33 protein-coding genes are annotated in these 25,443 nt (G+C 69.5%); 6 read left to right on the forward strand and 27 right to left on the reverse strand.

Annotated features, from left to right (window positions below; all coding sequences use genetic code 11):
• Nucleotides 1–161: 161 nt before the first annotated feature.
• Both ACFU3E_RS14070 and ACFU3E_RS14075 read right to left on the reverse strand, forming a co-directional pair.
• Nucleotides 162–1,610, reverse strand: a complete 1,449-nt coding sequence (locus ACFU3E_RS14070; RefSeq protein ID WP_384156388.1) for an alkaline phosphatase PhoX — start codon at nucleotides 1,608–1,610, stop codon at nucleotides 162–164.
• 152 nt (nucleotides 1,611–1,762) lie between these two features.
• Complete coding sequence (locus ACFU3E_RS14075) at nucleotides 1,763–3,181, reverse strand: hypothetical protein (protein WP_384156391.1); 1,419 nt, start codon at nucleotides 3,179–3,181, stop codon at nucleotides 1,763–1,765.
• 313 nt (nucleotides 3,182–3,494) lie between these two features.
• Between ACFU3E_RS14075 and ACFU3E_RS14080 the strand changes: the two genes are divergently transcribed.
• Nucleotides 3,495–5,324, forward strand: coding sequence for an endonuclease/exonuclease/phosphatase family protein (locus ACFU3E_RS14080; RefSeq protein ID WP_384156394.1), 1,830 nt, complete (start codon nucleotides 3,495–3,497; stop codon nucleotides 5,322–5,324).
• A 52-nt stretch (nucleotides 5,325–5,376) separates the two neighbouring features.
• Here ACFU3E_RS14080 and ACFU3E_RS14085 read toward each other — a convergent pair whose 3' ends face one another.
• The 3 genes from ACFU3E_RS14085 to ACFU3E_RS14095 all read right to left on the reverse strand — a co-directional run bounded on the left by ACFU3E_RS14085 (nucleotide 5,377) and on the right by ACFU3E_RS14095 (nucleotide 7,186).
• Nucleotides 5,377–6,063, reverse strand: a complete 687-nt coding sequence (locus ACFU3E_RS14085; protein ID WP_384156397.1) for a hypothetical protein — start codon at nucleotides 6,061–6,063, stop codon at nucleotides 5,377–5,379.
• A 341-nt stretch (nucleotides 6,064–6,404) separates the two neighbouring features.
• Nucleotides 6,405–6,770 carry a DUF3618 domain-containing protein gene (locus ACFU3E_RS14090; protein ID WP_384156400.1) on the reverse strand — a complete coding sequence of 122 codons (366 nt, stop codon included), beginning with the start codon at nucleotides 6,768–6,770 and terminating at the stop codon, nucleotides 6,405–6,407.
• On the reverse strand, nucleotides 6,767–7,186 hold the full coding sequence (locus tag ACFU3E_RS14095; RefSeq protein WP_384156403.1) for a phage holin family protein: 420 nt from the start codon (nucleotides 7,184–7,186) through the stop codon (nucleotides 6,767–6,769). The genes ACFU3E_RS14090 and ACFU3E_RS14095 overlap by 4 nt, the downstream gene beginning before the upstream one ends.
• A gap of 215 nt (nucleotides 7,187–7,401) precedes the next feature.
• On the opposite strand from ACFU3E_RS14095, the gene dapA reads away from it, so the two are divergent.
• Nucleotides 7,402–8,301, forward strand: a complete 900-nt coding sequence (gene dapA, locus ACFU3E_RS14100; RefSeq protein ID WP_384156406.1) for a 4-hydroxy-tetrahydrodipicolinate synthase — start codon at nucleotides 7,402–7,404, stop codon at nucleotides 8,299–8,301.
• Nucleotides 8,302–8,680: 379 nt separating this feature from the next.
• Here dapA and ACFU3E_RS14105 read toward each other — a convergent pair whose 3' ends face one another.
• From ACFU3E_RS14105 to ACFU3E_RS14160, 12 genes are all read right to left on the reverse strand, one after another.
• Nucleotides 8,681–8,911, reverse strand: coding sequence for a hypothetical protein (locus ACFU3E_RS14105; protein ID WP_384156410.1), 231 nt, complete (start codon nucleotides 8,909–8,911; stop codon nucleotides 8,681–8,683).
• 145 nt (nucleotides 8,912–9,056) lie between these two features.
• Nucleotides 9,057–10,298 (reverse strand): tyrosine-type recombinase/integrase, encoded by a 1,242-nt coding sequence (locus ACFU3E_RS14110; RefSeq protein ID WP_384156413.1) that lies wholly within the window; start codon nucleotides 10,296–10,298, stop codon nucleotides 9,057–9,059.
• Entirely contained in the window at nucleotides 10,298–10,498 is a 201-nt protein-coding gene (locus tag ACFU3E_RS14115) for an AlpA family transcriptional regulator (protein ID WP_053670795.1), read from the reverse strand. The genes ACFU3E_RS14110 and ACFU3E_RS14115 overlap by 1 nt, the downstream gene beginning before the upstream one ends.
• 2 nt (nucleotides 10,499–10,500) lie before the next feature.
• Nucleotides 10,501–11,874, reverse strand: coding sequence for a replication initiator protein RepSA (gene repSA, locus ACFU3E_RS14120; RefSeq protein WP_384156416.1), 1,374 nt, complete (start codon nucleotides 11,872–11,874; stop codon nucleotides 10,501–10,503).
• Nucleotides 11,867–12,052 carry a hypothetical protein gene (locus tag ACFU3E_RS14125; RefSeq protein WP_384156419.1) on the reverse strand — a complete coding sequence of 62 codons (186 nt, stop codon included), beginning with the start codon at nucleotides 12,050–12,052 and terminating at the stop codon, nucleotides 11,867–11,869. Before ACFU3E_RS14125 ends, repSA begins: the two co-directional genes overlap by 8 nt.
• A gap of 90 nt (nucleotides 12,053–12,142) precedes the next feature.
• Nucleotides 12,143–12,466 carry a SpdD-like protein gene (locus tag ACFU3E_RS14130; protein WP_384156422.1) on the reverse strand — a complete coding sequence of 108 codons (324 nt, stop codon included), beginning with the start codon at nucleotides 12,464–12,466 and terminating at the stop codon, nucleotides 12,143–12,145.
• A gap of 25 nt (nucleotides 12,467–12,491) precedes the next feature.
• Nucleotides 12,492–12,647, reverse strand: coding sequence for a hypothetical protein (locus ACFU3E_RS14135; protein WP_104779910.1), 156 nt, complete (start codon nucleotides 12,645–12,647; stop codon nucleotides 12,492–12,494).
• A gap of 15 nt (nucleotides 12,648–12,662) precedes the next feature.
• The gene (locus tag ACFU3E_RS14140; RefSeq protein ID WP_384156426.1) at nucleotides 12,663–12,854 is read right to left on the reverse strand and encodes a mobile element transfer protein; all 192 of its coding nucleotides are present in this window, start codon (nucleotides 12,852–12,854) and stop codon (nucleotides 12,663–12,665) included.
• 1 nt (nucleotide 12,855) lies between these two features.
• Complete coding sequence (locus tag ACFU3E_RS14145) at nucleotides 12,856–13,050, reverse strand: hypothetical protein (RefSeq protein WP_384156429.1); 195 nt, start codon at nucleotides 13,048–13,050, stop codon at nucleotides 12,856–12,858.
• A gap of 19 nt (nucleotides 13,051–13,069) precedes the next feature.
• On the reverse strand, nucleotides 13,070–13,735 hold the full coding sequence (locus ACFU3E_RS14150) for a DUF2637 domain-containing protein (RefSeq protein ID WP_384156432.1): 666 nt from the start codon (nucleotides 13,733–13,735) through the stop codon (nucleotides 13,070–13,072).
• 38 nt (nucleotides 13,736–13,773) lie between these two features.
• The gene (locus ACFU3E_RS14155; RefSeq protein WP_384156435.1) at nucleotides 13,774–15,129 is read right to left on the reverse strand and encodes an FtsK/SpoIIIE domain-containing protein; all 1,356 of its coding nucleotides are present in this window, start codon (nucleotides 15,127–15,129) and stop codon (nucleotides 13,774–13,776) included.
• 3 nt (nucleotides 15,130–15,132) lie between these two features.
• Nucleotides 15,133–15,489, reverse strand: coding sequence for a hypothetical protein (locus tag ACFU3E_RS14160; RefSeq protein ID WP_384156438.1), 357 nt, complete (start codon nucleotides 15,487–15,489; stop codon nucleotides 15,133–15,135).
• Between the two features lie 162 nt (nucleotides 15,490–15,651).
• Here ACFU3E_RS14160 and ACFU3E_RS14165 point away from each other — a divergent pair, with 162 nt between their 5' ends.
• Nucleotides 15,652–16,383: an XRE family transcriptional regulator gene (locus tag ACFU3E_RS14165; RefSeq protein ID WP_384156441.1), complete on the forward strand. Its 732-nt coding sequence runs from the start codon at nucleotides 15,652–15,654 to the stop codon at nucleotides 16,381–16,383.
• Between the two features lie 104 nt (nucleotides 16,384–16,487).
• Complete coding sequence (locus ACFU3E_RS14170; protein ID WP_384156444.1) at nucleotides 16,488–16,958, forward strand: NUDIX hydrolase; 471 nt, start codon at nucleotides 16,488–16,490, stop codon at nucleotides 16,956–16,958.
• Here ACFU3E_RS14170 and ACFU3E_RS14175 read toward each other — a convergent pair.
• The 5 genes from ACFU3E_RS14175 to ACFU3E_RS14195 all read right to left on the reverse strand — a co-directional run bounded on the left by ACFU3E_RS14175 (nucleotide 16,946) and on the right by ACFU3E_RS14195 (nucleotide 20,454).
• Nucleotides 16,946–17,506 (reverse strand): HD domain-containing protein, encoded by a 561-nt coding sequence (locus ACFU3E_RS14175; RefSeq protein WP_384156446.1) that lies wholly within the window; start codon nucleotides 17,504–17,506, stop codon nucleotides 16,946–16,948. The two genes, ACFU3E_RS14170 and ACFU3E_RS14175, sit on opposite strands and share 13 nt — an antisense overlap.
• Before the next feature lie 393 nt (nucleotides 17,507–17,899).
• On the reverse strand, nucleotides 17,900–18,388 hold the full coding sequence (locus ACFU3E_RS14180) for a hypothetical protein (RefSeq protein ID WP_384156448.1): 489 nt from the start codon (nucleotides 18,386–18,388) through the stop codon (nucleotides 17,900–17,902).
• A 779-nt stretch (nucleotides 18,389–19,167) separates the two neighbouring features.
• Nucleotides 19,168–19,626 (reverse strand): hypothetical protein, encoded by a 459-nt coding sequence (locus ACFU3E_RS14185; RefSeq protein ID WP_384156450.1) that lies wholly within the window; start codon nucleotides 19,624–19,626, stop codon nucleotides 19,168–19,170.
• Nucleotides 19,623–20,042 carry a helix-turn-helix domain-containing protein gene (locus ACFU3E_RS14190; protein WP_384156453.1) on the reverse strand — a complete coding sequence of 140 codons (420 nt, stop codon included), beginning with the start codon at nucleotides 20,040–20,042 and terminating at the stop codon, nucleotides 19,623–19,625. Before ACFU3E_RS14190 ends, ACFU3E_RS14185 begins: the two co-directional genes overlap by 4 nt.
• Before the next feature lie 55 nt (nucleotides 20,043–20,097).
• Nucleotides 20,098–20,454 carry a type II toxin-antitoxin system RelE/ParE family toxin gene (locus ACFU3E_RS14195; RefSeq protein WP_384156456.1) on the reverse strand — a complete coding sequence of 119 codons (357 nt, stop codon included), beginning with the start codon at nucleotides 20,452–20,454 and terminating at the stop codon, nucleotides 20,098–20,100.
• A 466-nt stretch (nucleotides 20,455–20,920) separates the two neighbouring features.
• Here ACFU3E_RS14195 and ACFU3E_RS14200 point away from each other — a divergent pair, with 466 nt between their 5' ends.
• A complete protein-coding gene (locus ACFU3E_RS14200; RefSeq protein WP_384156459.1) occupies nucleotides 20,921–21,259 on the forward strand; it encodes a hypothetical protein in 339 nt (112 codons plus the stop codon).
• A gap of 320 nt (nucleotides 21,260–21,579) precedes the next feature.
• On the opposite strand, the gene dapD is transcribed toward ACFU3E_RS14200, so the two are convergent.
• The 3 genes from dapD to ACFU3E_RS14215 all read right to left on the reverse strand — a co-directional run bounded on the left by dapD (nucleotide 21,580) and on the right by ACFU3E_RS14215 (nucleotide 23,559).
• The gene (gene dapD / locus ACFU3E_RS14205) at nucleotides 21,580–22,569 is read right to left on the reverse strand and encodes a 2,3,4,5-tetrahydropyridine-2,6-dicarboxylate N-succinyltransferase (protein WP_384156462.1); all 990 of its coding nucleotides are present in this window, start codon (nucleotides 22,567–22,569) and stop codon (nucleotides 21,580–21,582) included.
• Nucleotides 22,570–22,690: 121 nt separating this feature from the next.
• Nucleotides 22,691–23,239, reverse strand: a complete 549-nt coding sequence (locus tag ACFU3E_RS14210; protein ID WP_384156465.1) for a TetR/AcrR family transcriptional regulator — start codon at nucleotides 23,237–23,239, stop codon at nucleotides 22,691–22,693.
• A complete protein-coding gene (locus tag ACFU3E_RS14215) occupies nucleotides 23,239–23,559 on the reverse strand; it encodes a DMT family transporter (RefSeq protein ID WP_384156468.1) in 321 nt (106 codons plus the stop codon). Before ACFU3E_RS14215 ends, ACFU3E_RS14210 begins: the two co-directional genes overlap by 1 nt.
• 181 nt (nucleotides 23,560–23,740) lie before the next feature.
• Between ACFU3E_RS14215 and ACFU3E_RS14220 the strand changes: the two genes are divergently transcribed.
• Nucleotides 23,741–24,574 carry an AbfB domain-containing protein gene (locus tag ACFU3E_RS14220; RefSeq protein WP_384156471.1) on the forward strand — a complete coding sequence of 278 codons (834 nt, stop codon included), beginning with the start codon at nucleotides 23,741–23,743 and terminating at the stop codon, nucleotides 24,572–24,574.
• 55 nt (nucleotides 24,575–24,629) lie between these two features.
• On the opposite strand, the gene ACFU3E_RS14225 is transcribed toward ACFU3E_RS14220, so the two are convergent.
• Both ACFU3E_RS14225 and sufU read right to left on the reverse strand, forming a co-directional pair.
• Nucleotides 24,630–24,962 (reverse strand): metal-sulfur cluster assembly factor, encoded by a 333-nt coding sequence (locus ACFU3E_RS14225; protein WP_102911749.1) that lies wholly within the window; start codon nucleotides 24,960–24,962, stop codon nucleotides 24,630–24,632.
• Nucleotides 24,959–25,429 carry a Fe-S cluster assembly sulfur transfer protein SufU gene (sufU, locus tag ACFU3E_RS14230; RefSeq protein WP_031143574.1) on the reverse strand — a complete coding sequence of 157 codons (471 nt, stop codon included), beginning with the start codon at nucleotides 25,427–25,429 and terminating at the stop codon, nucleotides 24,959–24,961. The genes ACFU3E_RS14225 and sufU overlap by 4 nt, the downstream gene beginning before the upstream one ends.
• Nucleotides 25,430–25,443 lie beyond the last annotated feature (14 nt).

The following is a 25,443-nucleotide window of genomic DNA, read 5'->3' on the forward strand; positions in this document are numbered from 1 at the left end:
GAAGGGCAATCGATCGGGAGCACCGGCCACGATCCCGCCGGGGGGCACCGGAGTGCCCAGCGCGCCCGGCACCTGCCCCCGCCAAGCGCGGGCATCCGCCCGCACGTCGCCGGGAGGGCAACCGGACGGACGCCCCGCCATCACCCACAACCGCGAGCGCATCACTTCCGCTTCTGGCGCTTCCAGGGGCCGGTGATGGCGAGCAGGATGCCCGGGTCCTGGATGCCGGCGTAAAGGGTCCTGCCGTCGGGTGAGAAGGTGACACCGGCGAACTCGCTGTACTCGGGCTCCTCTTCGGTGCCGACGTTCAGGTCGTTCCGGGCGATCGGGTACGTGCGGCCGCTCTCGGTGGCGCCGAAGAGGTGCGAGACGCCCTCGCCGTCCTCGGCCAGGACGATGCCGCCGTACGGGGAGACGGTGATGTTGTCGGGGCCGTCGAACGCGCCGTCCCTGGCCGGGTCGGGGTTCACGCCGAGCAGGACCTTGAGTGTCAGCGTCCGGCGCTTGGGGTCGTAGAACCAGACCTGGCCGTCGTGCCGGCCCGGGCTCTCCTCACGGGCGTACGAGGAGACGATGTAGGCGCCGCCGTCGCCCCACCACATGCCCTCCAGCTTGCGGGCGCGGGTGACCTCGCCGTCGCCGAACTGCTTGCGCACGGGGGTGGTGCGGGCGTCGCGGTCGGGGACGTCCACCCAGTCGACGCCGTAGACCGTGCCGGTCTTCGTGGCGCGGGACAGGTCGTCGACGAACGTGCCGCCGGAGTCGAAGCACTTGGGCGCCTGGAGGACACCGGCGTCGTCGGCGAGCTCGCGGAACGTGCCGGGGCCGTATGCGAAGCCCCTGGGCGGGACCCAGCGGTAGAAGAGGCCGTTGGGCTCGTCGTCGTCCTCGGTGAGGTAGGCGTGGCCGCGCCCGGGGTCGATGACGACGGCCTCGTGGTCGTAGCGGCCGAAGAACTTCAGCGGCTTGGGGCCGCGGTTGGCGCGCCGGTCGCAGGGGTCGACCTCGAAGACATAGCCGTGGTCCTTGGTCATGCCGTTGACCCCCGCCCTGTCGGAGTTCTCCTCGCAGGTGAGCCAGGTGCCCCACGGGGTGCTGCCGCCGGCGCAGTTGGTGGAGGTGCCGGCGATGCCCACCCACTCGGCGACGCGTCCGTCGGGGCGTATCTCGACGACCGTGCAGCCGCCGGCGGCGGCCGGGTCGTAGACGAGGCCCTCGGTGAGCGGCACCGGGTACTTCCAGTTGGCGCGCGGGCCCTTCAGCTCGTGGTTGTTGACGAGCAGGGTGGTGCCGCGGGGGCCGTCGAAGGCGGCGGTGCCGTCGTGGTTGGACGGCGTGAACTCACCGGACTCCAGCTTCGTCCTGCCGCTGTACGTGATGATCCGGTACGTGAAGCCGGCGGGCAGGGCGAGGATGCCCTCGGGGTCGGGGACGAGCGGCCCGTAGCCGACTCCGTGCCGGGCGTCCGCCGCCTCGTCCCCCGCGATGTCGGTGTCGTAGGACGCGAGGGCGTTCGGTGCGGTGGCGAGGGCGCCGACACTGCCCGCCAGCGCGACACCGGCACCGGTGATCGCGGAGTTTCTGGCGAAGTCCCTACGGGTGAGCGACATGGTGTCTCCTGTGACGGTGAGAAGGCCGAGGAGGGTGGCGGACCTCATTCGGCAACACCGTCCCGCTCACCTGTGAACGCGAGTTGAACGCCGCCCAAAGGGACGCGGGGAACTACGCGTCCAGCCACAGCACCGCCGCACGCACAACGGGATCAACCGCCCTGTTGCGATCGCGCCTTGAACGCAGCCTTCCGGGCCTCCTTCGCCACCTTCTTGTCGGGATGCAACCGCCCCATCGCCTCCAGCACATCGGCCGTGGCCGGATGATCGACGCGCCACACAGCCGCGAAGAACCCACCGTGCTGCTGCGCGAGCCCCTCCACCAGCGCCCGCAGCTCCTCGGAGTTCCCCTCCGCCGCGAGCTGTGCGGCCACCGTGTCGATGGTCAGCCAGTACACCATCGCCTCGGACGGCGCGGGCACGTCCACCGCACCGTGTTCGGTCAGCCACACCCGCGCGAGCCCGCCCAGCTCGGCGTCGTCGAGCACCTCCCGCAAGGCGGGTTCGGCCGAGGCACCGACGAGCGACAGGGCCTGCTGGCACCGCAGCCGCCGCAACGGCGCCCCGGCATCCGACCCCCGGGCCGCGGCCAGCAACTCCCGTGCGGCGGCGAGCGATTCCCGCCGCTCAAGCCACTGCTCGGTCTCAGCCTGCGCGGCACCGGGCGGGAACTCCGCCGTGCCGTCGAGCAGCGCGTCGGCCCCCTTGTCCGCGAGGTCCCCGACGGCCGGCGCCTCGTACCCGGCCTCCATCAGCCGCGTGCGCATGCCGTACAGGCCGAGCGGGGTGAGCCGGACCATGCCGTACCGGGAGACGTCGGTGTCGTCGACGGGTGCCGCGGGCTCCTCGTCGGCGTCGGCCATGAGCGCCTCGTCCACGGGCTGGTACGCGACGAAGCCCACCGGCTCCAGCATCCGGAACTGGTCGTCCAGCCGCATCATCGCGTCGGAGACCTGCTCCAGGACGTCGTTGGTGGGCTCGCTCATGTCGCTGGGCACGATCACCGAGGCGGCCAGCGCCGGCAGCGGCACCGGAGCACCGCCGGGTGTGTCCTCACCGGCGGTCAGCAGGTAGAGGTTGCCGAGCACGCCGTCGAGGAACTCGGCCTCGCCCTCGGGGTCCCAGTCGAGGGCGGAGAGGTCGACCTCCCCGTCCTCGTCCACGAGCCCGTCCAGGTCGGGCACGCTCGCGTCGGCGAGCACGGTCTCCAGGGCGGCGAGCCACACGGTGAGCACCTCCTGCGGTGAGCCACCGGTGAGCAGGGCCAGATCCTCACCGGCCGTCACGGTGCCCTCCGCCTCGTCGACGACCTCGACGAGCCCGGCGTCGACGGCGACCCGCCACGCCTCGCTCGCGTCGGCGGCGGCGTCGTCCCCGCTCAGCCCGAGCGCCTCGACGGCCGCGGGCAGCTGCTCGTCGACGAGCCCTCCCCCGGCGTCGACGCGGGTGTCCGGCCCGGCCCAGCGGGCGAGCCGGGCGGCCCGGGACAGCAACGGCGTGGACAGTGCGTCGCGCGCCAGCTCCGCTTCGGGGTGCAGCCGCACCGGCGGCAGGGGGGAGCTGTCTGACATCGGCTGTTTCTCCTAGGGCGCCTCATACGACTCAGCCGCTCAGCCTAGACGGATTTCCACCCATGCCGCCCACTTCACCTCCCCGTCAGCCGGCGTACATGGCCGAAACCTTGACAAGTGGCCTGACCAGGCTGGAGATTGACGCGCGTAGAAGTCGGCGGACACTTGTTCACCGGGCCGGCCCCACCAGGTCCACCCGTCCCTCGCTGTCTACGCGCGTCACCGCACCCGCCCCACAGGGAGCGGCAGCCAGCCATTCCTCACGCTTCCGCCCTCGTCCCGGCGCCCTGTCACGTCCCCGGAGGGAATCCCGTTGCCCAGCAAGTCGTCCGCGCGTCTCGCCGCGCTCACCGTCGCCGCCGCGTGCTCCGCGGCATCCACGATCGTCCTCACCAGCCCCGCGCACGCGGAGTCGGTCCGCATCCACGACATCCAGGGAAACACCCGGATATCCCCGTACGCCGGCAAGCAGGTCACGGACGTGGCCGGAATCGTCACCGGCATCCGGACCTACGGCTCGTCCCGCGGCTTCTGGATCCAGGACCCGAACCCGGACGCCGACGCGGCGACCAGCGAGGGCGTCTTCGTCTTCACCGGCTCCGCCCCGAAGGGCGTCGCCGTCGGTGACTCCGTCACGGTCAGCGGCACGATCTCCGAGTACGTCCCCGGCGGCACGGCTTCCGGCAACCAGTCGCTGACGGAGATCACCAAGCCGACGACCACGGTCGTCTCCAGCGGCAACGCGCTCCCCGCCGCCACGGCGATCACCTCGCGCTCGGTCCCCGCCGCCTACACGCCCACGGGCGACACCGCCGCGAACGGCTCGATCAACGCGCTTCCCCTCAAGCCCTCGAAGTACGCCCTGGACTACTACGAGGCACTGGAGGGCATGTCCGTCCGGGTCACCGACACCCGCGTCGTCGGCGCCACCGACCCGTACACCGAGCTCTGGGTGACGGTGAAGCCGTACGAGAACCGCAACCGCCGCGGCGGCACGGTCTACGGCTCCTACGACGCCCAGAACACGGGCCGCCTCCAGATCCAGTCCCTCGGCGCGACGGCGGACTTCCCGAAGGCGAACGTGGGTGACACCCTCACCGGCACCACCGCCGGCCCCCTGGACTACAACCAGTTCGGTGGCTACACCCTGGTCGCGAGCGAACTCGGCACGCTGAAGAGTGCGGGCCTGGAGCGCGAGACGACCCGCAAGCAGCGCTCCTCCGAACTCGCGGTCGCCACCTACAACGTCGAGAACCTCGACCCGACGGACGACACGTTCGCCGCCCACGCCTCCGCGATCGTGAACAACCTGAAGTCGCCGGACATCGTGTCCCTGGAGGAGATCCAGGACAACAACGGCGCGCAGAACGACGGCACGGTCGCCGCCGACCAGACGCTGACCAAGCTGATCGACGCGATCGTCGCGGCCGGCGGCCCGACGTACGAATGGCGCGCGATCGACCCGGCCGACGGCACCGACGGCGGCCAGCCGGGCGGCAACATCCGCCAGGCGTTCCTGTTCAACCCGGAGCGGGTCTCCTTCGCCGATCGCGCGGGCGGCGACGCCACCACGGCGACCGGCGTGACGAAGATCCGCGGCAAGGCGCACCTGACGCTCAGCCCCGGCCGTATCGCCCCCGCCGACGAGGCCTGGAGGAACAGCCGCAAGCCGCTGGCCGGTGAGTTCGTCTTCCGCGGCCGCACGGTCTTCGTGATCGCCAACCACTTCGGCTCCAAGGGCGGCGACCAGAGCCTGACCGCCCAGTACCAGCCGCCGTCCCGCAGCTCCGAGACGCAGCGCCACCAGCAGGCCACCGTGGTGAACGCCTTCGTCAAGGACATCCTCGACACCCAGAAGAACGCGGACGTCGTCACCCTCGGCGACATCAACGACTTCGAGTTCTCGCGGACCACGAAGCTCCTCGAGGGCCGCGGCGAACTGTGGCCGGCGATCAAGTCGCTGCCCAGGAGCGAGCGTTACTCCTACGTCTACCAGGGCAACAGCCAGGTCCTCGACCAGATCCTGATCAGCCCGTCCATCCGCCGCGGCTGCGACTTCGAGTACGACAGCGTGCACGTCAACGCGGAGTTCCACGACCAGATCAGCGACCACGACCCGCAGGTCCTGCGTTTCCGCCCGTGACACCCCGTGGGGCCGGCCAGGCCTTCCGCCCGGCCGGCCCCACGCATGCCGGTCAGTCCGGCACCAGCCCCAGAGCGTGCTCGTACCGGCTGCCGGTGCTCCCCTTGACCCCGGGATACGTCCGAACCCGCTCCCACGCCTCGGTCGACGGGGCGGCCAGCGCCCGGTCATAGGCCTCGACACTCCCCCACTCCGCGTAGTTCAGTACGTGCCCGCCGTCCGTACTGAGATGGAAGTGCGCGGAGACCAGCCCGGCGTGTCCCTCGGGATCGTCGTCCAGCGCTTTCAGCACGAGATCGGCCCACTCCTCCCGGCGCTCCTTGGCCCCGGCCTCGAAGTCGACCCGCACGGTGACGATCAGGCCCGGCACCCGGGCGTCCCCGGCAGCGCGCTCCCGGCTCCGGTACCGCCGGTACCGCCCCAGCCCGACCCGCTCGATCCCCGGCACGGCGGTGTCGATCTCGTCGACGCGCTCCTGCCGGTGCACCTTGACGAAGGACGCGAAGGCCTGCTCGCCGGTCCACTGCGAGTAGTGCATCAGGCCGGACCCGTCGTGCCCCGCGTACACGTGATACCCCAGCAGATCCCTGGCGGGCCAGGGCCGCCGCTCCCAGGCCCTCCCGATCGCCTCCAGGGTCTGCCGCTGCCGCTCGGGAGTGCCCACCCGCCATGTGCTGAAGAAGGGGGCACCGATGCGGGGGTCGGTGAGGTCGGGGTGCTGCTCGGTTCGACGGCTCATGAACACTCCAGTCGTAGCGCCGGTCGCGAACACACCCCAGCCTTCAACCTCGACCAAGCTTGAGGTCAAGCGGATACGACGCGGCGCTGCCGCGGTAGGTCCACTACCCGGCGGAGCGGGATCCCGCCGCCGCGGGCGCAAGCCACGAAACGCCCGCATCCGCGTACGGCGTGGGGCCGTGCCGGGGGTGTCCGCCCGCAGCGGTTGGCGCGTCAGCGAACCGTCAGTCGGCAAGCGACCCCATCGTGCCGTTCCGAGGACGGGCACCCCCGATGCGGCCCCGAGCCACCACCCGGCGCAGAGGCGAAGACCCGCCCCCCGGAGGGCCGCAAGCACCCCGCTCAGCGATGCCCGTGCGCATGCCTCCACCGCAACACCCCGACAGCCACCACGGCGCCCGCCGCCCCGGCCACCAGCACCGGCTTCGGGTGCCGCATCCCGGCCTGGACAGCGGTGCGCACCGGACGAGGTCCCGTATGCGTCGCCCTGTCGTGCACGGTGTGCCCCGCCTGCGCGGCACTGCTCCGCAACTGCACCGTCATCGCCCCGGCCTTGTCCCGCAGATCGGCCGCCCGCGCCCGGGCCCGGCCCTTCACATCCGCCTTCCCCGCCAACTCCTCCACCGTGTTGCCGAGTTCACCGCGGGTCCGCTCGATCTGCCGGCGCAGCTCGTCGGGCCCCTTCGCCCCGCCCGTCGCTTCCGTCATCGATGCGCCCTCTCCTTGATTGCTTCCACGTCCGCCCTGACACTGCCGAGAGCCCGCTCAGGCGTGGGCGGCGCGGCCCTCCGCAGCTGCCCCCGCCCGGTCGCCGCCAGCACGGCCGCGATCACGAACAGCACTCCGGTCACGATCAGCGCCGCGGCCCACACCGGCAGGACCAGCGAGAGCGCGGCGACGCCCGCGCCGGACAGCACGAGCAGCCCGGCGTACGCGACGGCACCCGCCGCCCCGAGCAGCCCGCCGCCGCGCCCCGCACGCCGCCCCTTCTCGGCCAGCTCTTCCTTGGCGAGCGCCACTTCCTGCCGCATGAGCGTGGAGAGCTGTTCGGTGGCCTGCCCGACGAGCTCGCCCACGGAGTGGCGCTCGTCGCGCACGGCCCGATGATCCATGGTCCCGGTCACGGTGTTCCGCCTCCTCCCGAAGTCAGGACCACCCGGGTACCCGGGCCGCCCCGCCGCTACCCCTGCCGCTCACCCTCTCCCGAGCCGAGCCGACCGCGCAGCGCCGTGAAGCCCGTCACGGAGCACTCCACACCTCGAACCGTGAAGCACTCCTGACTAATACCTGGTAGCAAAATTAAGTAGAGCTATACAATTGCCGGGCCGAGACTACCCCCATGACCACACAGCCCCCAGCACCACCCTTCGGCCGCACCCTCTGCGCCATGGTCACCCCACTCACCCCGTCCGGGACCCTGGACCTCGACGGCGCACAGCACCTCGCCCGGCACCTGGTGGCGAACGGCTGCGACGGCCTGGTGCTCTCCGGCACGACGGGTGAGTCCCCCACCACCACGGACGCCGAGAAGTCGGCCCTCGTCACTGCCGTCCGGGAGGCGGTGGGCGACCGGGCGAAGGTCGTCACCGGCATCGGCACCCCCGACACCCGGCACACCACCGAACTGGCCCGGGAGGCCGAAAAGGCGGGCGCGGACGGCCTGTTGGTCGTGTCGCCGTACTACAGCAGACCCCCACAGGACGCGGTCGAGGCCCACTTCCGAGAGATCGCGGACGCCTCCGGCATCCCGCTCATGCTCTACGACATCCCGGCCCGCACCGGCACCCGCATCGAACCGGAGACGCTCCTCCGCCTCGCCGAACACCCCCGGATCGTCGCGGTCAAGGACTGCTCCCACGACTTCCTGGGCGCCCAGAAGGTCCTGGCCCGCACGGCCCTGGCGTACTACGCGGGCTGCGACGAACACAACCTCGCGCTGTACGCGGTGGGCGGCGCGGGCTACGTCAGCACGGTCGCGAACGTGATCCCGGCCCACCTGCGAGCGGTCCTGGACGCGTTCGACGCGGGCGACACGACCCGGGCGGCCCGCCTCCAGCAGCAGGCGACCCCCCTCATCGAGGCGATCATGTCGGCGGGCCTGCCGGGCACCGTCACGGCCAAGGCACTCCTCAACGAGCTGGCCCTGCCCGCGGGGCCGGTCCGCGCCCCGCTCCGGGCGGCCGGCCCGGCCACGACCGACACCCTCCTGTCGCTCCACGCGGACCTCGCCGAGACCTGATCACCGCTCCACGAGCATTGGCTCCCCTCGCCCCTCGATGCGTCCCCCGGGCGGCGGAAGGGGCAGTTCGACGACGCCCGGTTCACGCCCCGGCCACGTCAGCCGCCGACGGCTGACCTGCTGCCCGTGGAGGACCTGCCGGGCGTGGGCCCCGGGTTCGCAGCGCGGACGACCGGGTTCGCGACGAACTCCCGCAAACTCTCCTGCGTTTCGGCATCCATCGCCACCTTCGCTCTCCCCGGGGCGAACCCCGCGCCCGCCCCGTACTCCCTGTGACGTGTGCGGGGGCGCCCCGCTGTGCCACCGGTCGGGGGCAAGAACGGGGACGGCCCGCACCGCAGTCACCTGCGGCACGGGCCGTCCCGTCCTCCTCGCCGGTTCAGTTCCAGGCGTACCCGTCCCCGAACAGCAGCGTGTGCTCCAGCACGTCCTCCGCCGGGTCGTCGACCTGACCGACGTTGACGTTGATCAGACCGACCCGGTGGCCGTTGTGCGAACCGGTGTTGGTCTCGTCTGCGTGCGCGGCCCCCGTCGGCAGCCAGCACACCGCCAGCACGGCGACCACCCCGGCCAGCCGGCGCACCACGGCCGGTCCCCGCTCGTTCCTCATGCCCCGGTCCTCGTTTCGTCGGTTCGGCGTCTGATCGGACACTGCGTCCACCCGTTCATCTGCCAAACCCACCGCGAGGTCACGCCGGGTCATCCGTACGGGATCGTCAGTTGTGGCTGTTCTGATTGCAGTGCAGGTCAGGGGGTCAGTTTGCCCCGGGGGCCGTTTCGGGGCCGTCCTCGGTGCTCTCCGGGTTCCGGAAGGCCCGGTCGACGGCGGCCCGGGTGCGTGCCTCGCTGTTCGGCATCAGGTGCGTGTACGTGCGGAGGGTGAAGCTCGGGTCGTGGTGTCCCAGGTACTCGCTCAGGGCCTTGATGCTCTCCCCCGCGTCCAGGAGCACGGAGGCGTAGAAGTGGCGGAGGGCATGCATGCCGTTCTCGCGTCCGAGCGGTATGCCGGCCGAAGTGAGAGCCGGGCGCCAAACGGACCGGTTGAAGCGGAACCGGTGCAGCCATTGGCGCCGAGCGTTGACGAACAGCAGCGAGGCCGTGACGGGCGGGCCGTCCGTGCTCTTCCACGGCAGGGTGACCTCTACCGGCTCATGCTTCGTGATGTGGGCCGCCAGCGCGAAGGAGACTGTCTCGGGCAGCGGGACGTGACGTTCCTTGCCGCCCTTCGGCGGCCCGAAGATCGCTTGCACGCCACGTATGAGCTTGACCTGGCGGACTACGTGAACCGTGCCGCTGAGGAAGTCGATGTCCTCAACGGCGAGGCCGAAGATCTCGCCCTGTCGGAGCCCGCAGCCCGCACCCAGGGAGACCATCTCTTGGTAGGCGTCCGGCAGCGCCTCGTGCATGGCCATGACGCGATCGAGGGACCACGGCTTGACCTTGCGGCCGTCGAGGGAGGGCGCCCGTACGGAACGGGCCCGGCACGGGTTCTCCGCGATGATCCGGTCCTCCACGGCAGCCGTGAAAACGGCCGACACGTTGGCGAAGATCGACCGTCGGTAGGATGCCGCGCGTCCCGTCTCCTCCAGCTGTCGCATCCATGCCCGCAGGTGCGAGGGCCGGAAGGACGCCATGGGCCGATCACCGAGGTACGGAAGGGCGTGGACCCTGAGACGAATCTCGACGCTCTCACGGGTCACCGGGTCGATGGTCAGCGCCGCCATCCATTCCTTGGCGTACTGCGCGAAGGTCACCGAGCCTGCAGCCGGGTCGATGTACCGCCCCTGGGACATGTCCGCTTCGATGTTGGACAGCCAGGCTTCGGCCTTGCGCTTCTGCTTGTCCGGGAAGCTCTTCGACTTCTCGGAGCCGTCCGGCGCGATGTACCGGGCGCGGTAGCGGTGGCCGACGCCGAAACGGTCGGTCTTGACCCTGACAGTCTTGCCGTCCGGGCCGGGGAGGGCCTTGTACCAGCGATCCTGAACGTGTCCGGCCATCAGGCAGCAGCCCCTTCCATGCGGGACTTGACCCATGCCTGTACGTCCTGCGGATCGAACCTGAGATGCCGACCGACCCTGAAGCCGCGGGGCCCTATGTGCTTCCTCCGCCACTGGTAGACGGTCTCGACGCTGGGCAGCTCGAAGAGCTGGACCAGGTCCTCAGGCGTGAGATACCGATCGGGCAGCCGGGTCGGCATGGTCACCACTCCCTTTCATCTGGCAGCGCGGCGAGCGCTTCGCGGGCGGTTTCGCGGTTGAGTTGGAGGTCGCGGGCGATGGTGGCGGCGAGGGCGGATTCGCCGGGGGTGTGGCCGTGTCCGGCGTACTGCCAGTCGGCCAGGACCAGGACGGTGTCCGGCTCGCGGTCGTCGAGGCCCAGGGCGGCGTGTTCCTGGGCGGCGCGGTAGTCGGCGCGGGCCTGGCGCAGGGCGCCGAGGGTGGTGGAGTAGCGGCGGGACTTGGAAGAGAAGTGGCCGCGAAATCCGAGCATGTGTGCCCAGGCCCACAGGCGCCGGTCCGGGTAGAGCGGGTCGAGCTGCTTGCAGGCCTCGATGAGGCGGCGGGTGTGGTCCGGGACCTGGTGGCGGTCGAGCTCGGAGAGTTCGCCGATGCGGCGGTCCAGGGTGCCGGTGGTCTCGGCGGCCTTGGTGGCGTACTTGGCCACGTAGGAAGCGACGGCCTGTTCAGTGATGTCGGAGCCGTCGCCGAAGGCCTTCACGGGCCTCACGTCGAGCTGTCGGCCCCAACGGAAGGTTCGGGCTGGTTGGTCCTCAGCGGCCGGTACGGAGACCGAGGTGTATGAGTGCGCGGCAGCTGCTCGGATCGAGTCGGCGAGGAGGTCGACCGTCGCCCAGAACGGTGGAGCGGTCTCCGGTCCCACAGGGCCGTCGATGCGGATCACTGCGTGGAAGTGAAGGGCGCCGCGCTTTTGGAACTCGGCGACCTTGCCGTAGGAGAGGCGGGCGCACTCTTTCAGCTCGCGTTGGGTGATGCCGGCGCGGGCGGCGATCTCGCGGCGGAGCCGGTTGGTGAAGCGCTGCCAGAGCTGCCCGGCGTGGTTGTTAAACAGCACGGCGCCCGCGTAGTCGTACGTCGCCGGGTCCAGGGCGGTGCCCAGTTCCGGGGCATCTGCGGCATGGCGAGTGCCGCAGCGGCAGACGCCCCGGTCGGGCCGGTTGTGGACCGGGCCGAACGAGGGAGCGGTCAGGGTGGCGAAGACCCGGGGATGGTCCCGGACGGTTGAGGGGATGTCGCGTCGGTCGTCTCCGGCCAGGCCCGCGCGTATGAGGTGGTAGGTGTCGCCCGCGTAGGTCCAGGCGCAGGACGGGCAGCGGGAGGCGCGGCGGTTGCCGCAGGCGACGCGGAGGCGTCCGCCCGGCTCGTTGGCGGTGGTGTAGTGGTGCAGGGTCTCGCCGGTGGTCTTGTCCTTGGTGAGGGTCCAGCCGGTGAGGTGGATGGGGTCGGCGCAGCCGCCGGTGCGGCGGATCTGCTCGTGCCAGCGGTGGTAGTCAGAGGCCGAAGCCACCCTCAGCAGGTCGCCGAGGGTGGTCGGGTCGAGCAGCGTGTCAGGCACGGGCGCCCTCCCGCACGGGGCGGGGCTGGACGGTGCCCAGGCCGTGGCAGGCCCGGCAGTCGACGGTGATGGTCCGCAGGTGGCCGTGCCGGTCCCGGCCGCCGGTGGTGATGGCGGCGGAGGCATGGCCGTCGCAGTTGGGGCAGATACGGGGCGCGGGTGCGGTGCGGTCGGTCATGCTGGGTGTTCCTTCCGGTTGCGAGATCGGACAGGGGCACGGCTCCCGGGCGGCGGATGCTTGGCGGTATCGAGGCCGCCCGGGGGCCGGTCAGCGGCGTTTGGCGTCGGCGTTGACCAGGGAGCGGATCACCAGGGCGCAGATGGCGAGCGAGGCGCCGGTGATGGCGACGGCCAGGAGCATGGAGACCAGGACGGCGCCGACGACCAGGACCACGGCGGTGCCGCCGCCGACAAGGGCGAGCGCGGTCCCGGGAGTGAGCTGCACCGTCGGCCGGGACGGCGCGGGCGCCGGAGCCGCCGCGGAGGGCTGCGAAGTCTGGACGGCCTGGACGATGGAGGTCGGCTCGACCACGGAAGGCGGCGTGACGTGGCCGGTCGGCGTGGGCATGGTCGGGATCTTCGGGCGGAACATCGGCGGTTCTCCCTTCCGGGGGCGGTTACTTGATGAAGGTGTCGATGGCGGGGGCCAGAACGCTGTCGGCGAGGAGGAAGCCACCGAGCAGCAGGACGGCGATGAGCCAGGCGGGCGGGCGGATGAGCTTGACGCCGAGGTAGCCGACGACGAGCAGCGCGAGCCAGAGCGGTACTTCCATGGCGAAGGGCCTCCCTCAGCGGACCTTGCAGCGGTGGGTGCGGGCGGCGAGCTGGGCGGCGGACTGGCTGGAGTAGTCGGCCGACCAGCCGCAGCGGTCGGCAGTGCACACGGCGGCGTACTTGGTGTGGCCGTGGCGGTCGCGGTGGGTGCCGATCTGCACCGGGCCGATCCGCATCACGGAGTGGAAGTGGTCACGAGCGGGCATGTCAGTCGGTCTCCTCTCGGGTCAGGGCGGGGTCGGGGAAGGCGGCGCGGATACCGGCGGCGGTGGCCGGGTCGACGGTGCGGCGGGCGGCTTCCTCGGCGAGCAGGTAGGCGAGGAAGGGCCGGTTCGCGGCGGCCATCTCGCGGGCGGCGTCGAGATGGTCGGCGGCGGTCAGGTCGGCCGGGTCACTGGTCATGGCGTGTCTCCCGTCGATGTCAGGCGAGTTGGGCGGCGATGGCGTCGGCAAGCTGAGGCGGGACGCCGAGGCGGGCGCGCAGAGTGTCGGTGTCGATCGGCGAACCGGTACGGGCGCGGTGGTCGTCGGCGACCTTGCGGGCGTGGTCGACCAGCGCGGCCGGGACGGGCACAGCCGAAGCGGGCACGGCCGGGGCAGGCTCGGCAGCCGGAAGGGCCGGGGTGTCGACAGCCGGAATCGGCTCGAGCTCCGGTTCGGTCTCAGGAACCGGCTCAGTGACCGGGGCTGCGGGCGCCGGCGGAACCGGCACCCGGTCCACGGCGGACTTCGGTGCGTGGGCGAGAAGCGTGCCGCCGAGGAAGGCGAGGGCTGGCCACCCGGCGACGCCGAGCCGGAGCAGAGCGGGCGGGTGTTCCAGGTCCAGGAACCCGGCAGTGGCGACGTTGGCGCCGAGAGAAGCGAACAGAGCGACGATGAACCAGCACCAGGCCAACCGGGACGGGCCGTCCGAGCGGAGCCGCCGCCAGGAGGCGACCAGGAGCAGGTCGACACTGACCGGGTAAGCCCATGCCTTCCAGCCCGTCTGTCCAGCAGCGGCGGCCAGGTCGTGCAGGTGGGCGAAGGACAGGGCTCCGGCGATCACGGCCTGAACCAGGACGGCATCGGGGCGGATCGAGCGGGTCATGTCGTCACCTCCTTAGGTGGGCAAGGGACGAGGCGGGGTCAGGCGGCGGCCGGGGCAGACTCGACGGCCGGGGCCGGGAGCGGCTTCGGACCGCCGAGTGCGGGCCGGAAGGTAGCCAGGGCGGGCAGGTCCGGGACCAAATCGGCGTGCCGGTTGCAGGTGTTGACGGCCTGCCGAAGCGAGGTGTGCGGAGCGCGAATCCGGGCCCAACCGCCGGTCGAATCGCCCGTGATGGCAACGCCCGGCGTGTCGGTAGAGATCTGGATCGCGGCCAGCACGGCATCCGGTGCGATGTCGCCGAGGGCCATGTTCGCGCTCGACTCGTCGTTGACGCGGTGGGCGGTGCGGCCGGTGAGCTGGGCGCGCAGCATGGTGATTCCCTTGCCGAGTTCGGAGCCGAAGCGCTGCCCGCAGATCTCCAGGTAGATCCCGGCCGCCCGGCCGAGCTGGGCCAACCGCGCGAGGGCGGTGATGATCCGGTCCCGGCGCTTCTCCTCGTCCTTGGTGGCGAACAGGGCGAGTTCGGCGACCTCGTCGACCAGGACCACGATGGGAACGGGTCGCAGGTCTTCCGGCAGGTCCCAGATGTCGGCGGCGATCTCCGCATCCGGCACGTCGGCGGTGATCCGCTGCTCGGCGCGGATGAGCTGGTAGACGTCTTCCATGTGCTCTACCAGCGCGTCGAGGAGTTCGGCGGCGGTGTCCGGGTTGTCGGCCAGCGCAGAGAACCGACGGGCCAGCGGGAAGAGTTCAACTCCTTGCTTGCAGTCGATGCCCACCAGCGCGACACGTTGCGGCGCAAGTGCGGCCACCAGGTTGCGCTGGTAGACGGACTTGCCGGACTCAGTGGCCCCGAGCGTGAGCGCGTGTGGAACAGCCCGGTAGTCCCGGAAGTGCACGGCGCCGTCCTCACGCAGGGCGACCGGAACCCGCATCGGCCGGGTGTCGCACTTGGCAGGCATCTGCACCCGCTTGAGCACGTCATAGCCGGTCATCCGCACTTCAATCACGCCGGAGCGCAGTTCGCGGGAGGTGACGCCGTACATCGCGAACGAGTGCCGCAGTCGATCACACGAGGCCGCCACGTCGAAGGCGTCCTGTCCAGGCTGGAGCTTGAGGCGCAACACCAGGCCGGTCCGGGTCGGGCGTACCCGCAGGATGCGCGGAGGCCGGGGACCGGGAACGGGACGGTTGGTCATCCGCGCCAGGGCCAGGCGCCAGCGGGGAGCCGGGACGGTCAGGCCGCAGGCGTCCATCACGGACGGGTAGCGGAGCAGGACCCGCAGGGTCGCCAGGGCGACGCCGAAGGTCAGCCAGTACCAGGCGGGGCGCCGCCACCGCAGGAGTCCCGCAGCGGCGACGACCAGCACCAGGGCGACGGTCAGCCAGGTCACGGCTCAGGCCGCCTTCGGCTGCTCAGCACCGGCAGCGAGCGAGGTGACAGCGACCGCGCGGAACGCGATGCCGTGCCGCTTCTGGCCGTTGAACTCGTTCTCCCAGGGCCGGGCGATCAGACCCGTCAGCGCGACCGGGGTACCCATCGCCAGCTCGCCCGAGATGCCGCTCTCCGGCACGGTGACGTTCAGGATCTCGACCTCGCCGTTGAGGGCGAACATCACGCTCACCGTCATCAGCTTCGCGCCGGTCTCGGCGTCCGTGGCGATCTCGCCGGTCCGTCGGTCACGAACCTTGGGCTCCGGGGTCTGGGCGACCATCACGGTCGCAGTGGAGGTGTCGACGGGAATCTGACGCATCGTCTGTTCTCCTGATCTGAGGGAGCTTTGGAACCGGCGTTCATCGCCGGTGAGATCAGGAGACCGCGAGAGGTGGTGGACGCATCACGGTCCGTATGGACGTTTAGGGACGTCTGAGCTATCGTCAAAACGTCCCCGATACGTCCCACGAGAGGGCACGCCATGGCGAACGAGCGTCTGCGCGCGGCGATTTCAGCGAAGGGCGAGACCATCCAGTCGGTAGCCCAGCACGTGGGGGTCGACCCCAAGAGCGTGGAGCGCTGGATCACGACGAACCGCACGCCGCACCGGGGGCACCGCTGGAAGGCCGCGAGCTTCCTCGGCGTCGACGAGGTCTACCTGTGGCCCGCCGTCGAGAAGCAGGCCGAGTCCGCAAGCACCTCTGAGCTGATCACGTACTACCCGCACCGGGGTGCCGTACCTGCCGCCCTGTGGTCATCGCTCATCGAGAAGGCGAAGGACCAGGTCGACATCCTCGTGTACGCGGGTCTGTTTCTCTTCGACAACCACCCGGATCTCCCTTACGAGTTGGCGGACAAGGCCAAGGCCGGAGCCCAAGTTCGGGTCCTCCTCGGCGACCCCGACTCGGAGATGGTCCGCCAGCGCGGCGAAGAGGAAGGCATAGGCGGCGACCTGGCCGCGCGTGCCCGGATCACCCGGCGCTACCTCGAACCGGCGCTGAAGACCCCGGGCGTAGAGGTCCGGCTGCACGACACGATCCTGTACAACTCGATCTATCGGTTCGACGACGACGTGTTGGTGAACCCGCACGTGCTCGGAGCACCGGCCGGGCAGAACCCGGTGCTGCACTTCCGGTACATCCCTGGCGCCCGCACCTTCCGGCACTACATGCGGAGCTTCGACTACACGTGGGAGCGCGGTCGGCCCGCGTAGCAACGGCTCGGCGTCTTCAGGGGCCGGGGCTGCGGGCGCCGGCGGAACCGGCACCCGGTCCACGGTCGACTCGGTTCATCTGCCAGACGTGCGAGGCTGGAGGCATGGCCCGAGTCGACTACTTCAACGATCCGAACGCCCCGAAGGCGAACAGCATCGTCCCGTCCGTAACCGCGGTGGCGCTGAACGACGCCGGGGAAATCCTGCTGATCCACAAGACGGACAACGACCTCTGGGCCCTGCCCGGCGGCGGGGTCGACGTCGGCGAGTCAGCACCCGACGCAGCCGTACGGGAGACGAAGGAAGAGACCGGCTTCGACGTCGAGGTGACCGGCCTGGTCGGCACCTACACCAACCCGGCCCACGTCATGGCGTACGACGACGGCGAGGTACGCCAACAGTTCTCTATCTGCTTCCGGGCCCGCATCGTCGGCGGCGAGCTGCGCACCAGCAGTGAGAGCAAGGAAGTGGCGTTCGTCGATCCCAGTGGGCTGGACAGCCTGAACATCCATCCGTCGATGCGAATGCGGATCGATCACGGGTTGGCGAACCGGCCGGAGCCTTACGTCGGCTGATCACCGAGGCGAGCGCGCGTCCGTTCCACGGCGGCCCCGAGGTACGGACGCGCCTTGCTGATCGCGTTGTGCACTTCGCTGCCCGGCTCGTACCGCTCCAGGATCTCGTCGATACGGCGATCGAAGTCGAAGGACTGCCCAGCCGGACCGGTCGTCATGTCGGCGTAGATCAAGGCATCCAGCACGGGAGAGTCCTCCCGCTCGTACACGGCCAACTCGTCAGACAGCCCACGCTGTTCAGCCTCGTACACGGCACCTGAGTGATGGGCGACCAACCGGACGAGTCGGGACGGTGCCCCAAGCGTCTCCAGGTAGCGCGCTCCATCGAGGGGATGGAAGCCCGTCTCCCGCAGCTCCGGGGCGTAGCCGATGTCGTGCAACCACGCCGCAGCAACGAGTAGATCCTGGTCCGCAACGGACACAGCCGCCGAAGCCTCACGCGCACGCGCCGCCACGGCCTGAGTGTGCAGCCAGCGGTTCCCGAGCGGAGGCAAGAGCGATTCGGCCAGCTCGGCCGCTCCTTGGGGCGTGTCCAGTCCAGAGGTCATAGATCGCACGGTAGCCCAACAGCGCATGTCGCTGAAGCCGGAGACCGGCCGCTGGATCTCTGTCGCGGTAAGAGTTTCCCTACTTCATCAAGGCCCGCGCACGGCGCAGGCGCGCGCCGCCTCTGCGGCGCGGCCCGCCTCCTGTCTTCGCCCCGGCTGGCCGCGCCCGGCGGCGCGCTCGGCGGCTGCGGGCATGAAGGGGGGAGACACCCTCTGCGGCTGGGGCGGTCGGCTCCACGGCTTTAGGCAGCCACTTTGGGGCGAGCCTCTAAGATCATGGCCCCAACGTCGTGCTTTAACGGGCAGGTCCACAGACTGCCCGACTCGCCGGAAGCTTACGGGGCCATGATCACTCGCCCCAAAGCAGCTCCAGCCCAAAGCCGCTCCACCGACCTACGTAGGCCGCTTACGCACACGTCCCTCTTGGTCCAGCTCCTGTTGTTCCTCTAGGAAGACAATGGCCTTCTCGAATCTCTCGTCGTTGCCGTGCTGAAGGTCAAACTGCTCAGCCCACTTGCGAGCACGGTCAAGCTGATCTTCGAGTCTCCTCACCTGATCAGGGGTGAGTCCGCTGCCGAACCGCTGGTGCGCTGCCTGGCGGGAGCACTCCAGATGCCGGCCGATCTGCCCCCAGCTCACGCCTTCAGAGCGGGCTTCAGCAACAAGTAGGTGAAGCTCCTCAGCGAGTTGTCCCCGCAAGCTTTCGACCGCTCGAATAGCTTCGATCAAGGCGGTCGCCTTATCGCATCCCGGATAGACGATGAGTTCGTAATCATCGATCGTGTCCTCGATAGCCAGCCGCGCTCCCCTTGCAGGCTTCGGCATGACCGGCGCGTGCCAGTACGAGCGGGTGATCGACAGCCATTTCCAGGGCCTCACCATGCGTCAAGGCTACCTTGACGGCTCATCACACAGCCACGAGGACGATGGTCAGCAGAGCCCTGGTTCGTCGCTGCAACGACGAACGGCCCCTCGCTGCAACGAGAGGCCGCTCTATACCCTCCGACGTTCGTCAAGCTGCCAGAAGGACCTAGACATGACTGTACGCCGTCCCGACCCACCCCGTTCGGGTGGTTCGCCGGAGCCGTCCGACGATCTGCTCAGTACGCGTACTCTGCTGCTCCTCGTTATTGCAGGTGCCTGCACGTGGGTAGCAGTTCTAAAACCGGCGTTGGGCGCTGCAATCCTCGTCGGCGTCGGCGTCCTGGCCCTTCTCCATACGATCACTCGCAGGGAGTGAGGCCGCCAGTTGCGTGCCAGAACGGACAGAGCCTCACGGGGACTCAGAGTCCTGAGGGTCACCATGGCGGCAGGCTGCCCAGCAGCACGAATCAGCGATGGTCGGCAGCAGCGCCTCGCCTTTCGCGGGTACGGGGCCGTGATGGGGCCGTTGGAGGGTGCTCAACGACGACCAACGCTGACAACAACCGACAGCTAAGTCGCAGGTCGCAGCGTTGGTCGATTACACAGCCGCAGGTCAGAGACCCGGCCCCGCACTTCTTCGGCTACTGGTCGCACACCGTAGCGCTTGACTCGCCCATTGAAACTCCAGCCCAAAGCCGCTCCGCCAGCCGCGCGATATGGGCTGAGGGGCAACCAGGGCAAGCGACGGTTACCTGCCACGGCCGGGCGGCATCATGAACTGACGGTTGTCGGCAGGCTCACGCTTCCTTCAAGGTCGGATGCAGCGCCTCAAGCGTCTCAGCAATCAGGGAAAGGATGGGTGGATCCACCCCCATCTTCCGCGCCATGTCGTGAACGGCCTCACGGAGGTAGGGGTAGACCACAGCGACACCGATGCGCTGCGTGAAACCTTGTTGCACTGAGTCATCAGTGGGCAGGTTGCCCTCTACCGCGAAGTCGGCTACGGCATCTGCCATGAAGTGGGCATCATCCGTTTGAATCTCCAGACGGCAACGGACCTGAATCTGACCCTCGCCAGCCCGATACCAAACCTTCATGGGGACATCTGGCTGTTCTACCTGAGAGACGTCCTCAACACCCTGGCGCACGGCCTGCAACTCCAGGAACACGACATCCTGCAGCTCAGCATTGCTGATGAGCGCTCCGAGCTGCGCCCCACCGCCTGCGATCTTCGTGCGCCCTCGCTTGGCTGTCACCTAGCCCCCACAGCACCCTCCACGGACTGCGTCCATGGAGCCCGCACAGGCGGATGAGTAGCTGCCCTCTGAGCCAGACGAACGGGAACCTCAGCCGTCTTCTGCCAGGTGGGGGCGAGTTCAGACCCAGTCGCGTCGATCATTGAGCACAACCGCACACCAACAGCCCTGGCGTAGCGTTGCAGGGTTGAATACCGAGCGTTACCGCCAGCTCGTTCAAAGTCGGACACCACCGACTGAGTGGTCTCCATGTAATCGGCCACGTCCTGCTGAGTCAGCCGCCGGCGCTTGCGCAGCACGACAAGCGCATGAACGAGATCGGCGTAAGCCTCACTGTCCTCAACCTCAGCGGCAGTCGTCGGGTCGTCCGGGTCGATGCCAAGCAGATCATCCAGCGCAGGCGCCATCGCATCCATCTCCCCTCGGCGTGTAGCTACAGTATCGCCCAAACCCGATACGCGTGAACCCGTATCACCCTTCAGGGCTTCGATTGCGCCAGTCCTTGAGACGGCGGTTGGCTGTGAGCTTCTGCACCGGCGGTGTGGCCTGCGTCTTCTTCTGGAAGAAGCTGAGCGCCAGAAGGACCAGACCCCCCTCCTCCTCTGCGTAGAGAAGGCGGAAGATGCGATGATCACCATCCAACCTCACCTCCAGCAGGTCACCCCCCAGGGACTTAACGTCCCCCTGGTGGGTCTGCCTGAGGCGCACACGCTCCATGAGGGTCCGCAGCTTGGCCTTCTCGAAGCGATTTAGCTTACACTTGTCCATTTCCTTGCGGATCGGGCAGGATCCACCCTCGGTGGTGTAGAACTTCCACTCGCGACCCAAGGCCCACCCCGCTCCCGCCCGCGCCCCTCGCGTGGACATTTAGGCTACCGGGGCACGCGGTCAATGCGCGACGTTCCGCCACTCGTTCGATTGAAGTGTTCCGCACGTACGTTCGGACGGGTCGGAACGCACCGCACAACCCAGAGCCACTCCGTAAGCACCAGGAGCTGACCCAAACCGTGCCCGCCGCGTGCCTGACCGAGCGGCACGCAGCGGTGTCTCAAGGGGAACACCAGGGAGGTTCTCGCGAACAAGCAGGTCAGGGTCGCCGCAGGTCAAGGCCGACTCGGTTACGCGATCTTCCAAACTGGTGCTCCAGAAGACTGACAGCGGGGCTTGACTGGGTCATTGGGACTCCGCCAGCCATGCACTCCCGCGCGCCGTCACCGGATTCCAGCACGCCCTGTTCACGGGGGAGGTGCGGTCATACCTTGGGGCGCACAAGTGAGTGCAGGGGAGGGTCACCATGGCAAGCAGTGCACTCGATCGACTCCAGGAGCTGCGCGCGCACTACGCCGCCAAGCTCGAGCGGCAGCCGTGGCTGGAGGACTACCGTCGCCGCATTGCTGATCTCGACGCGCGCATGCGGAGACTCCAGACCGGCGAGCACGAGGTAGCTCCGGCCGCTCCCAAGAAGCTGAGTGCCCGGCAGATGAAAGAACTCATCGCGATCGCCGAGCAGCTTACGGCCCAACACAAGACAGCGAAGCGAAAAAAGATCCCGATTCGTCCCAATGTCTACACTTACCTCGGACCATACGGCGAGAGCCGCATTCGTCACTGGGCCGGACGGAAACAAGTCTGACTGTAAGCATGCGTGGATGAGGCGGAACTCAGCGCAAATCACGCGATGCTCCCAGGCCGCCTCTGGGCCGTCCGAGGTCACTCGACGCCAACCGACAACGACAGAAGCCCACGGCATCCGAACTGGCAGAGCCGTGGGCTTCGTCAGCCTCGCTGGTCAGCTAGGCGGTGATCAGTAGACCGGCTTCTGAGTGCCACCCTGGGCCGTCCTCGGGCCGTGGAAGGGCGCTCAACGATGACCAACGTCGACAGCTACCGACAGCTCAACAGCAGGTCAGGACGTTGATCGAAAAGACGGCCGCAGGTCACGGCCGCCTGTGATCAGTTGTGGCTGTGCAGGATCTCGTTCAGCCCGCCCCACACCGCGTTGTTCGGCCGGGCCTCGACCGTGCCGGTGACCGAGTTGCGGCGGAAGAGGATGTTGGAGGCGCCGGACAGCTCGCGGGCCTTGATGATCTGGCCGTCGGGCATGGTGACACGGGTACCGGCGGTGACGTAGAGGCCGGCCTCGACGACGCACTCGTCGCCCAGCGCGATGCCGACGCCCGCCTCGGCGCCGATCAGGCAGCGCTCGCCGATGGAGATGATGACGTTGCCGCCGCCGGAGAGGGTGCCCATCGTGGAGGCGCCGCCACCGATGTCCGAGCCGTCGCCGATGACGACACCGGCGGAGATGCGGCCCTCGACCATCGACGTGCCGAGGGTGCCGGCGTTGAAGTTGACGAAGCCCTCGTGCATGACGGTGGTGCCCTCGGCGAGGTGGGCGCCGAGGCGGACGCGGTCGGCGTCGGCGATCCGGACGCCCTTGGGAGCCACGTAGTCCGTCATGCGCGGGAACTTGTCGACGGAGGTCACCTGGAGGTGCAGGCCCTCGGCGCGGGCGTTCAGCCGGACCTTCTCGAGGTCGTCGACGGCGACCGGGCCGAGCGAGGTCCAGGCGACGTTGGCGAGGAAGCCGAAGATGCCCTCCAGGCTCTGGCCGTGCGGCTTGACCAGACGGTGGGAGAGCAGGTGCAGGCGCAGGTAGGCGTCGTGCGCGTCGATCGGCTTCTCGTCGAGCGAGGCGATGACCGTGCGGACCGCGACCACCTCGACGCCCCGGCGGGCGTCCGGGCCGATCGCCGCGGTGGCGCCACCGCCGAGCAGCTCCGCGGCACGCTCGGCGGACAGCCGCTCGGTGCCGGACGGGCCGGGCTGGCCGGCCAGCTCGGGCGCGGGGAACCAGGTGTCGAGAACGGTGCCGTCGGCGGCGATCGTGGCGAGGCCGGCGGCCACGGCGCCGGTGGTGCGAGGAGCAGTCGTGTCGGTCATGAGGGCAACCTAACCGGCGGACGGCGGTCGATGCGAACCGGTGCGGAGGCGTCTCACGGGACGGGCGGTATCCGCCCCTCGAAGGTGCCCCTCAGCAGTACGGACACCCGCCCTGCCGGCATCACCCGCGGGCCCCCGCGACGACCCGCCCCAGCACCTCCCGCGCGTGCTCCTCGTCGTACGGAACCCCCGTCAGCAGCACCTGAAGACAGATGCCGTCGATGAGCGCCACGAGCGCCTGCGCGGTGACCGGATCCGTACGCCGGGACAGCAACTCGGCGACTCCCCCGGTGCACTCGGCGGCGACGGGGCGCAGGGCGGGCCGGCGCAGGGCGGCCAGGTACAGCTCGTACTCCAGCTCGACGCCGGTGCGGTCGCCCGCGAGCCACTCGCCGATCCACCCGGCGATCTCGGCCGCGAGGTCGGTCTGCGGATCCGTCAGGCCGTCGCGCGCCGCGGCCACCTTGGCGAAGCCCTCGTTGGCCTGCCGCAGCGCCGCGACCAGCAGTTCGTCGAGGGTCTTGAAGTGGTATGTCGTCGAGCCGAGCGGCACGTCCGCCTCGGCCGCGGCGCTGCGGTGGCTCAGCCCGGCGATCCCCTTCGACCCGACGACCCGGATCGCCGCGTCGATGATCCGCTGGCGCCGCTCGGGGTCGTAGCGCCGGGCCATCAGTGGGCTCCGCCCAGGTTCAGCACCACGACCCCGGCGATGATCAGCGCGATCCCGCCGGCCTTGGCGACGGTCATCCCCTCACCCATGAACGCGATCCCGATCGTGGCGATGGCGGCGGTGCCGACCCCGGCCCAGATCGCGTAGGCCGTACCGACCGAGACGGTCTTCAGGGTCTGCGCGAGCAGCGCGAACGAGACGACGTATCCGACGACCGTGAGCAGCGACGGCCCGAGCCTGCTGAAGCCGTCGCTGTACTTCATGGCGGTGGTAGCGCCCACTTCGGCGGCTATGGCGCCGGCCAACAGGAGATAGCCCATGTGTACGAGCGTACACAACATCTGTACGACCGTACACAACGCGGGACTCGATATCGGAGAGAAACCGCTCTACCAAAACGCGCCACAGGCGCCCCACGGGTCCACTACGGTGTCCACCGATCACACACCGGGCCACCACAACTGCGCCGCCGTCAAGGGTGCCCCGCTGGAGGAACAGCGCATGCCAGAAGACAAGTCCCGGCCGCCACAGGACCGCCCCTGGGAGAGCGGCTGGGCCCCGGACACCACCCGGGCACCGGGGACGCGACGGCTCTGGCTGGCGGGCACGCTGGCCCTGGCCACGATCACCGCCTGCGTCACGGCCATCACCGTGATGGACACCGAGTCGGGCGAGCCGGAACCCCGGGCGGCGGAGCCGACCACCCTCAGCAGTTCGGCCCCGGGCGGCCTGATCTCGTTCGCGACCCCGTCCAAGGGCGGCACCGAGAAGCCCGGCGCGGACCGCGCCCACCCGTCCCCCACCCCGACCGGCAGCGCTTCCACCGCCGCCCCGAGCCCGGAGCCCCAGAAGAAGGCCCCGAAGCCACCGAAGGCGTCCCCCGACCCGTCGAAGCCACCGAAGGCCCCGTCCTCGGACGGCATATCCATACGCTCGGTCAACTTCCCCGACCGCTACTGGCGGGTGCGCGACGGCTACGTACGCCTCGACCAGATCGGCTCAGGCCCCGAGCAGCGCGAGGACGCCACCTTCAAGCGCGTCACCGGGCTCTCCGACGCCGACTGCCACTCCTTCACCACCGCGGACGGCCGCTACCTGCGCCACCGCAGCTTCGTCCTGGTCGCGGACACGGACGACGGCTCGTCCCTCTTCCGCAAGGACGCCACGTTCTGCCCCCGCGTCTGGTCCCCGTCGGGAACGCTCACGCTGGAGTCGGTCAACTACCCGGGCCGCTTCCTGCGGCACCGCAACTTCCAGCTCCGCCTGGACCGCTACGAGAACAGTCACCAGTACCGCTCGGACTCGTCCTTCCAGATCGTGTCCGGGCTGGACTGAGCACGCGTGAGGGCGGCACCCGAAAGGGTGCCGCCCTCATCTGCGTCAGTGGATCTCAGACGTTGAAGCCGAGAGCGCGGAGCTGCTCCCGCCCGTCGTCCGTGATCTTGTCGGGACCCCACGGCGGCATCCAGACCCAGTTGATGCGCAGCTCGTTCACGAGGCCGTCCGTGGCGGACTTCGCCTGGTCCTCGATGACGTCCGTCAGCGGGCAGGCCGCCGAGGTCAGGGTCATGTCGAGCGTCGCGATGTTCGCGTCGTCGATGTGGATGCCGTAGATCAGGCCGAGGTTGACGACGTCGATGCCCAGCTCGGGGTCGACAACGTCGTACAGCGCCTCACGGACCTCTTCCTCCGAGGCCGGCTTCATCTCAACGGTCTCGCTCATGCCGTCGTCTCCTTCTCGGCGTCGGCTCCGCCCAGTACCTGGGCCGTCGCGTCCTTCCAGGCCATCCAGCTCAGCAGGGCGCACTTCACCCGGGCCGGGTACTTGGACACCCCGGCGAACGCGACCGCGTCCTCCAGGATGTCCTCCATCGCGTCGTCGGGTTCGAGCTTCCCCTTGGACTGCATCAGCTCCAGGAAGGTCTCCTGGATCTTCCGCGCGTCGGAGAGGTCCTTGCCGACGAGGAGTTCGTTCAGTACGGACGCGCTCGCCTGGCTGATCGAACAGCCCTGGCCCTCGTACGAGACGTCCTCGATCGTGGTGCCGTCGTACTTCACGCGCAGCGTGATCTCGTCACCGCACGTCGGGTTGACGTGGTGCACCTCGGCGTCGCCATCCCGCAAGCCCCGCCCGTGCGGGTTCTTGTAGTGGTCCAGGATGACTTCCTGGTACATGGAGTCCAGTTTCACCGTCTAGCACGCCC

Origin of the sequence: Streptomyces sp. NPDC057424, from assembly GCF_042803315.1 — a bacterium.
Lineage (GTDB): Bacteria > Actinomycetota > Actinomycetes > Streptomycetales > Streptomycetaceae > Streptomyces.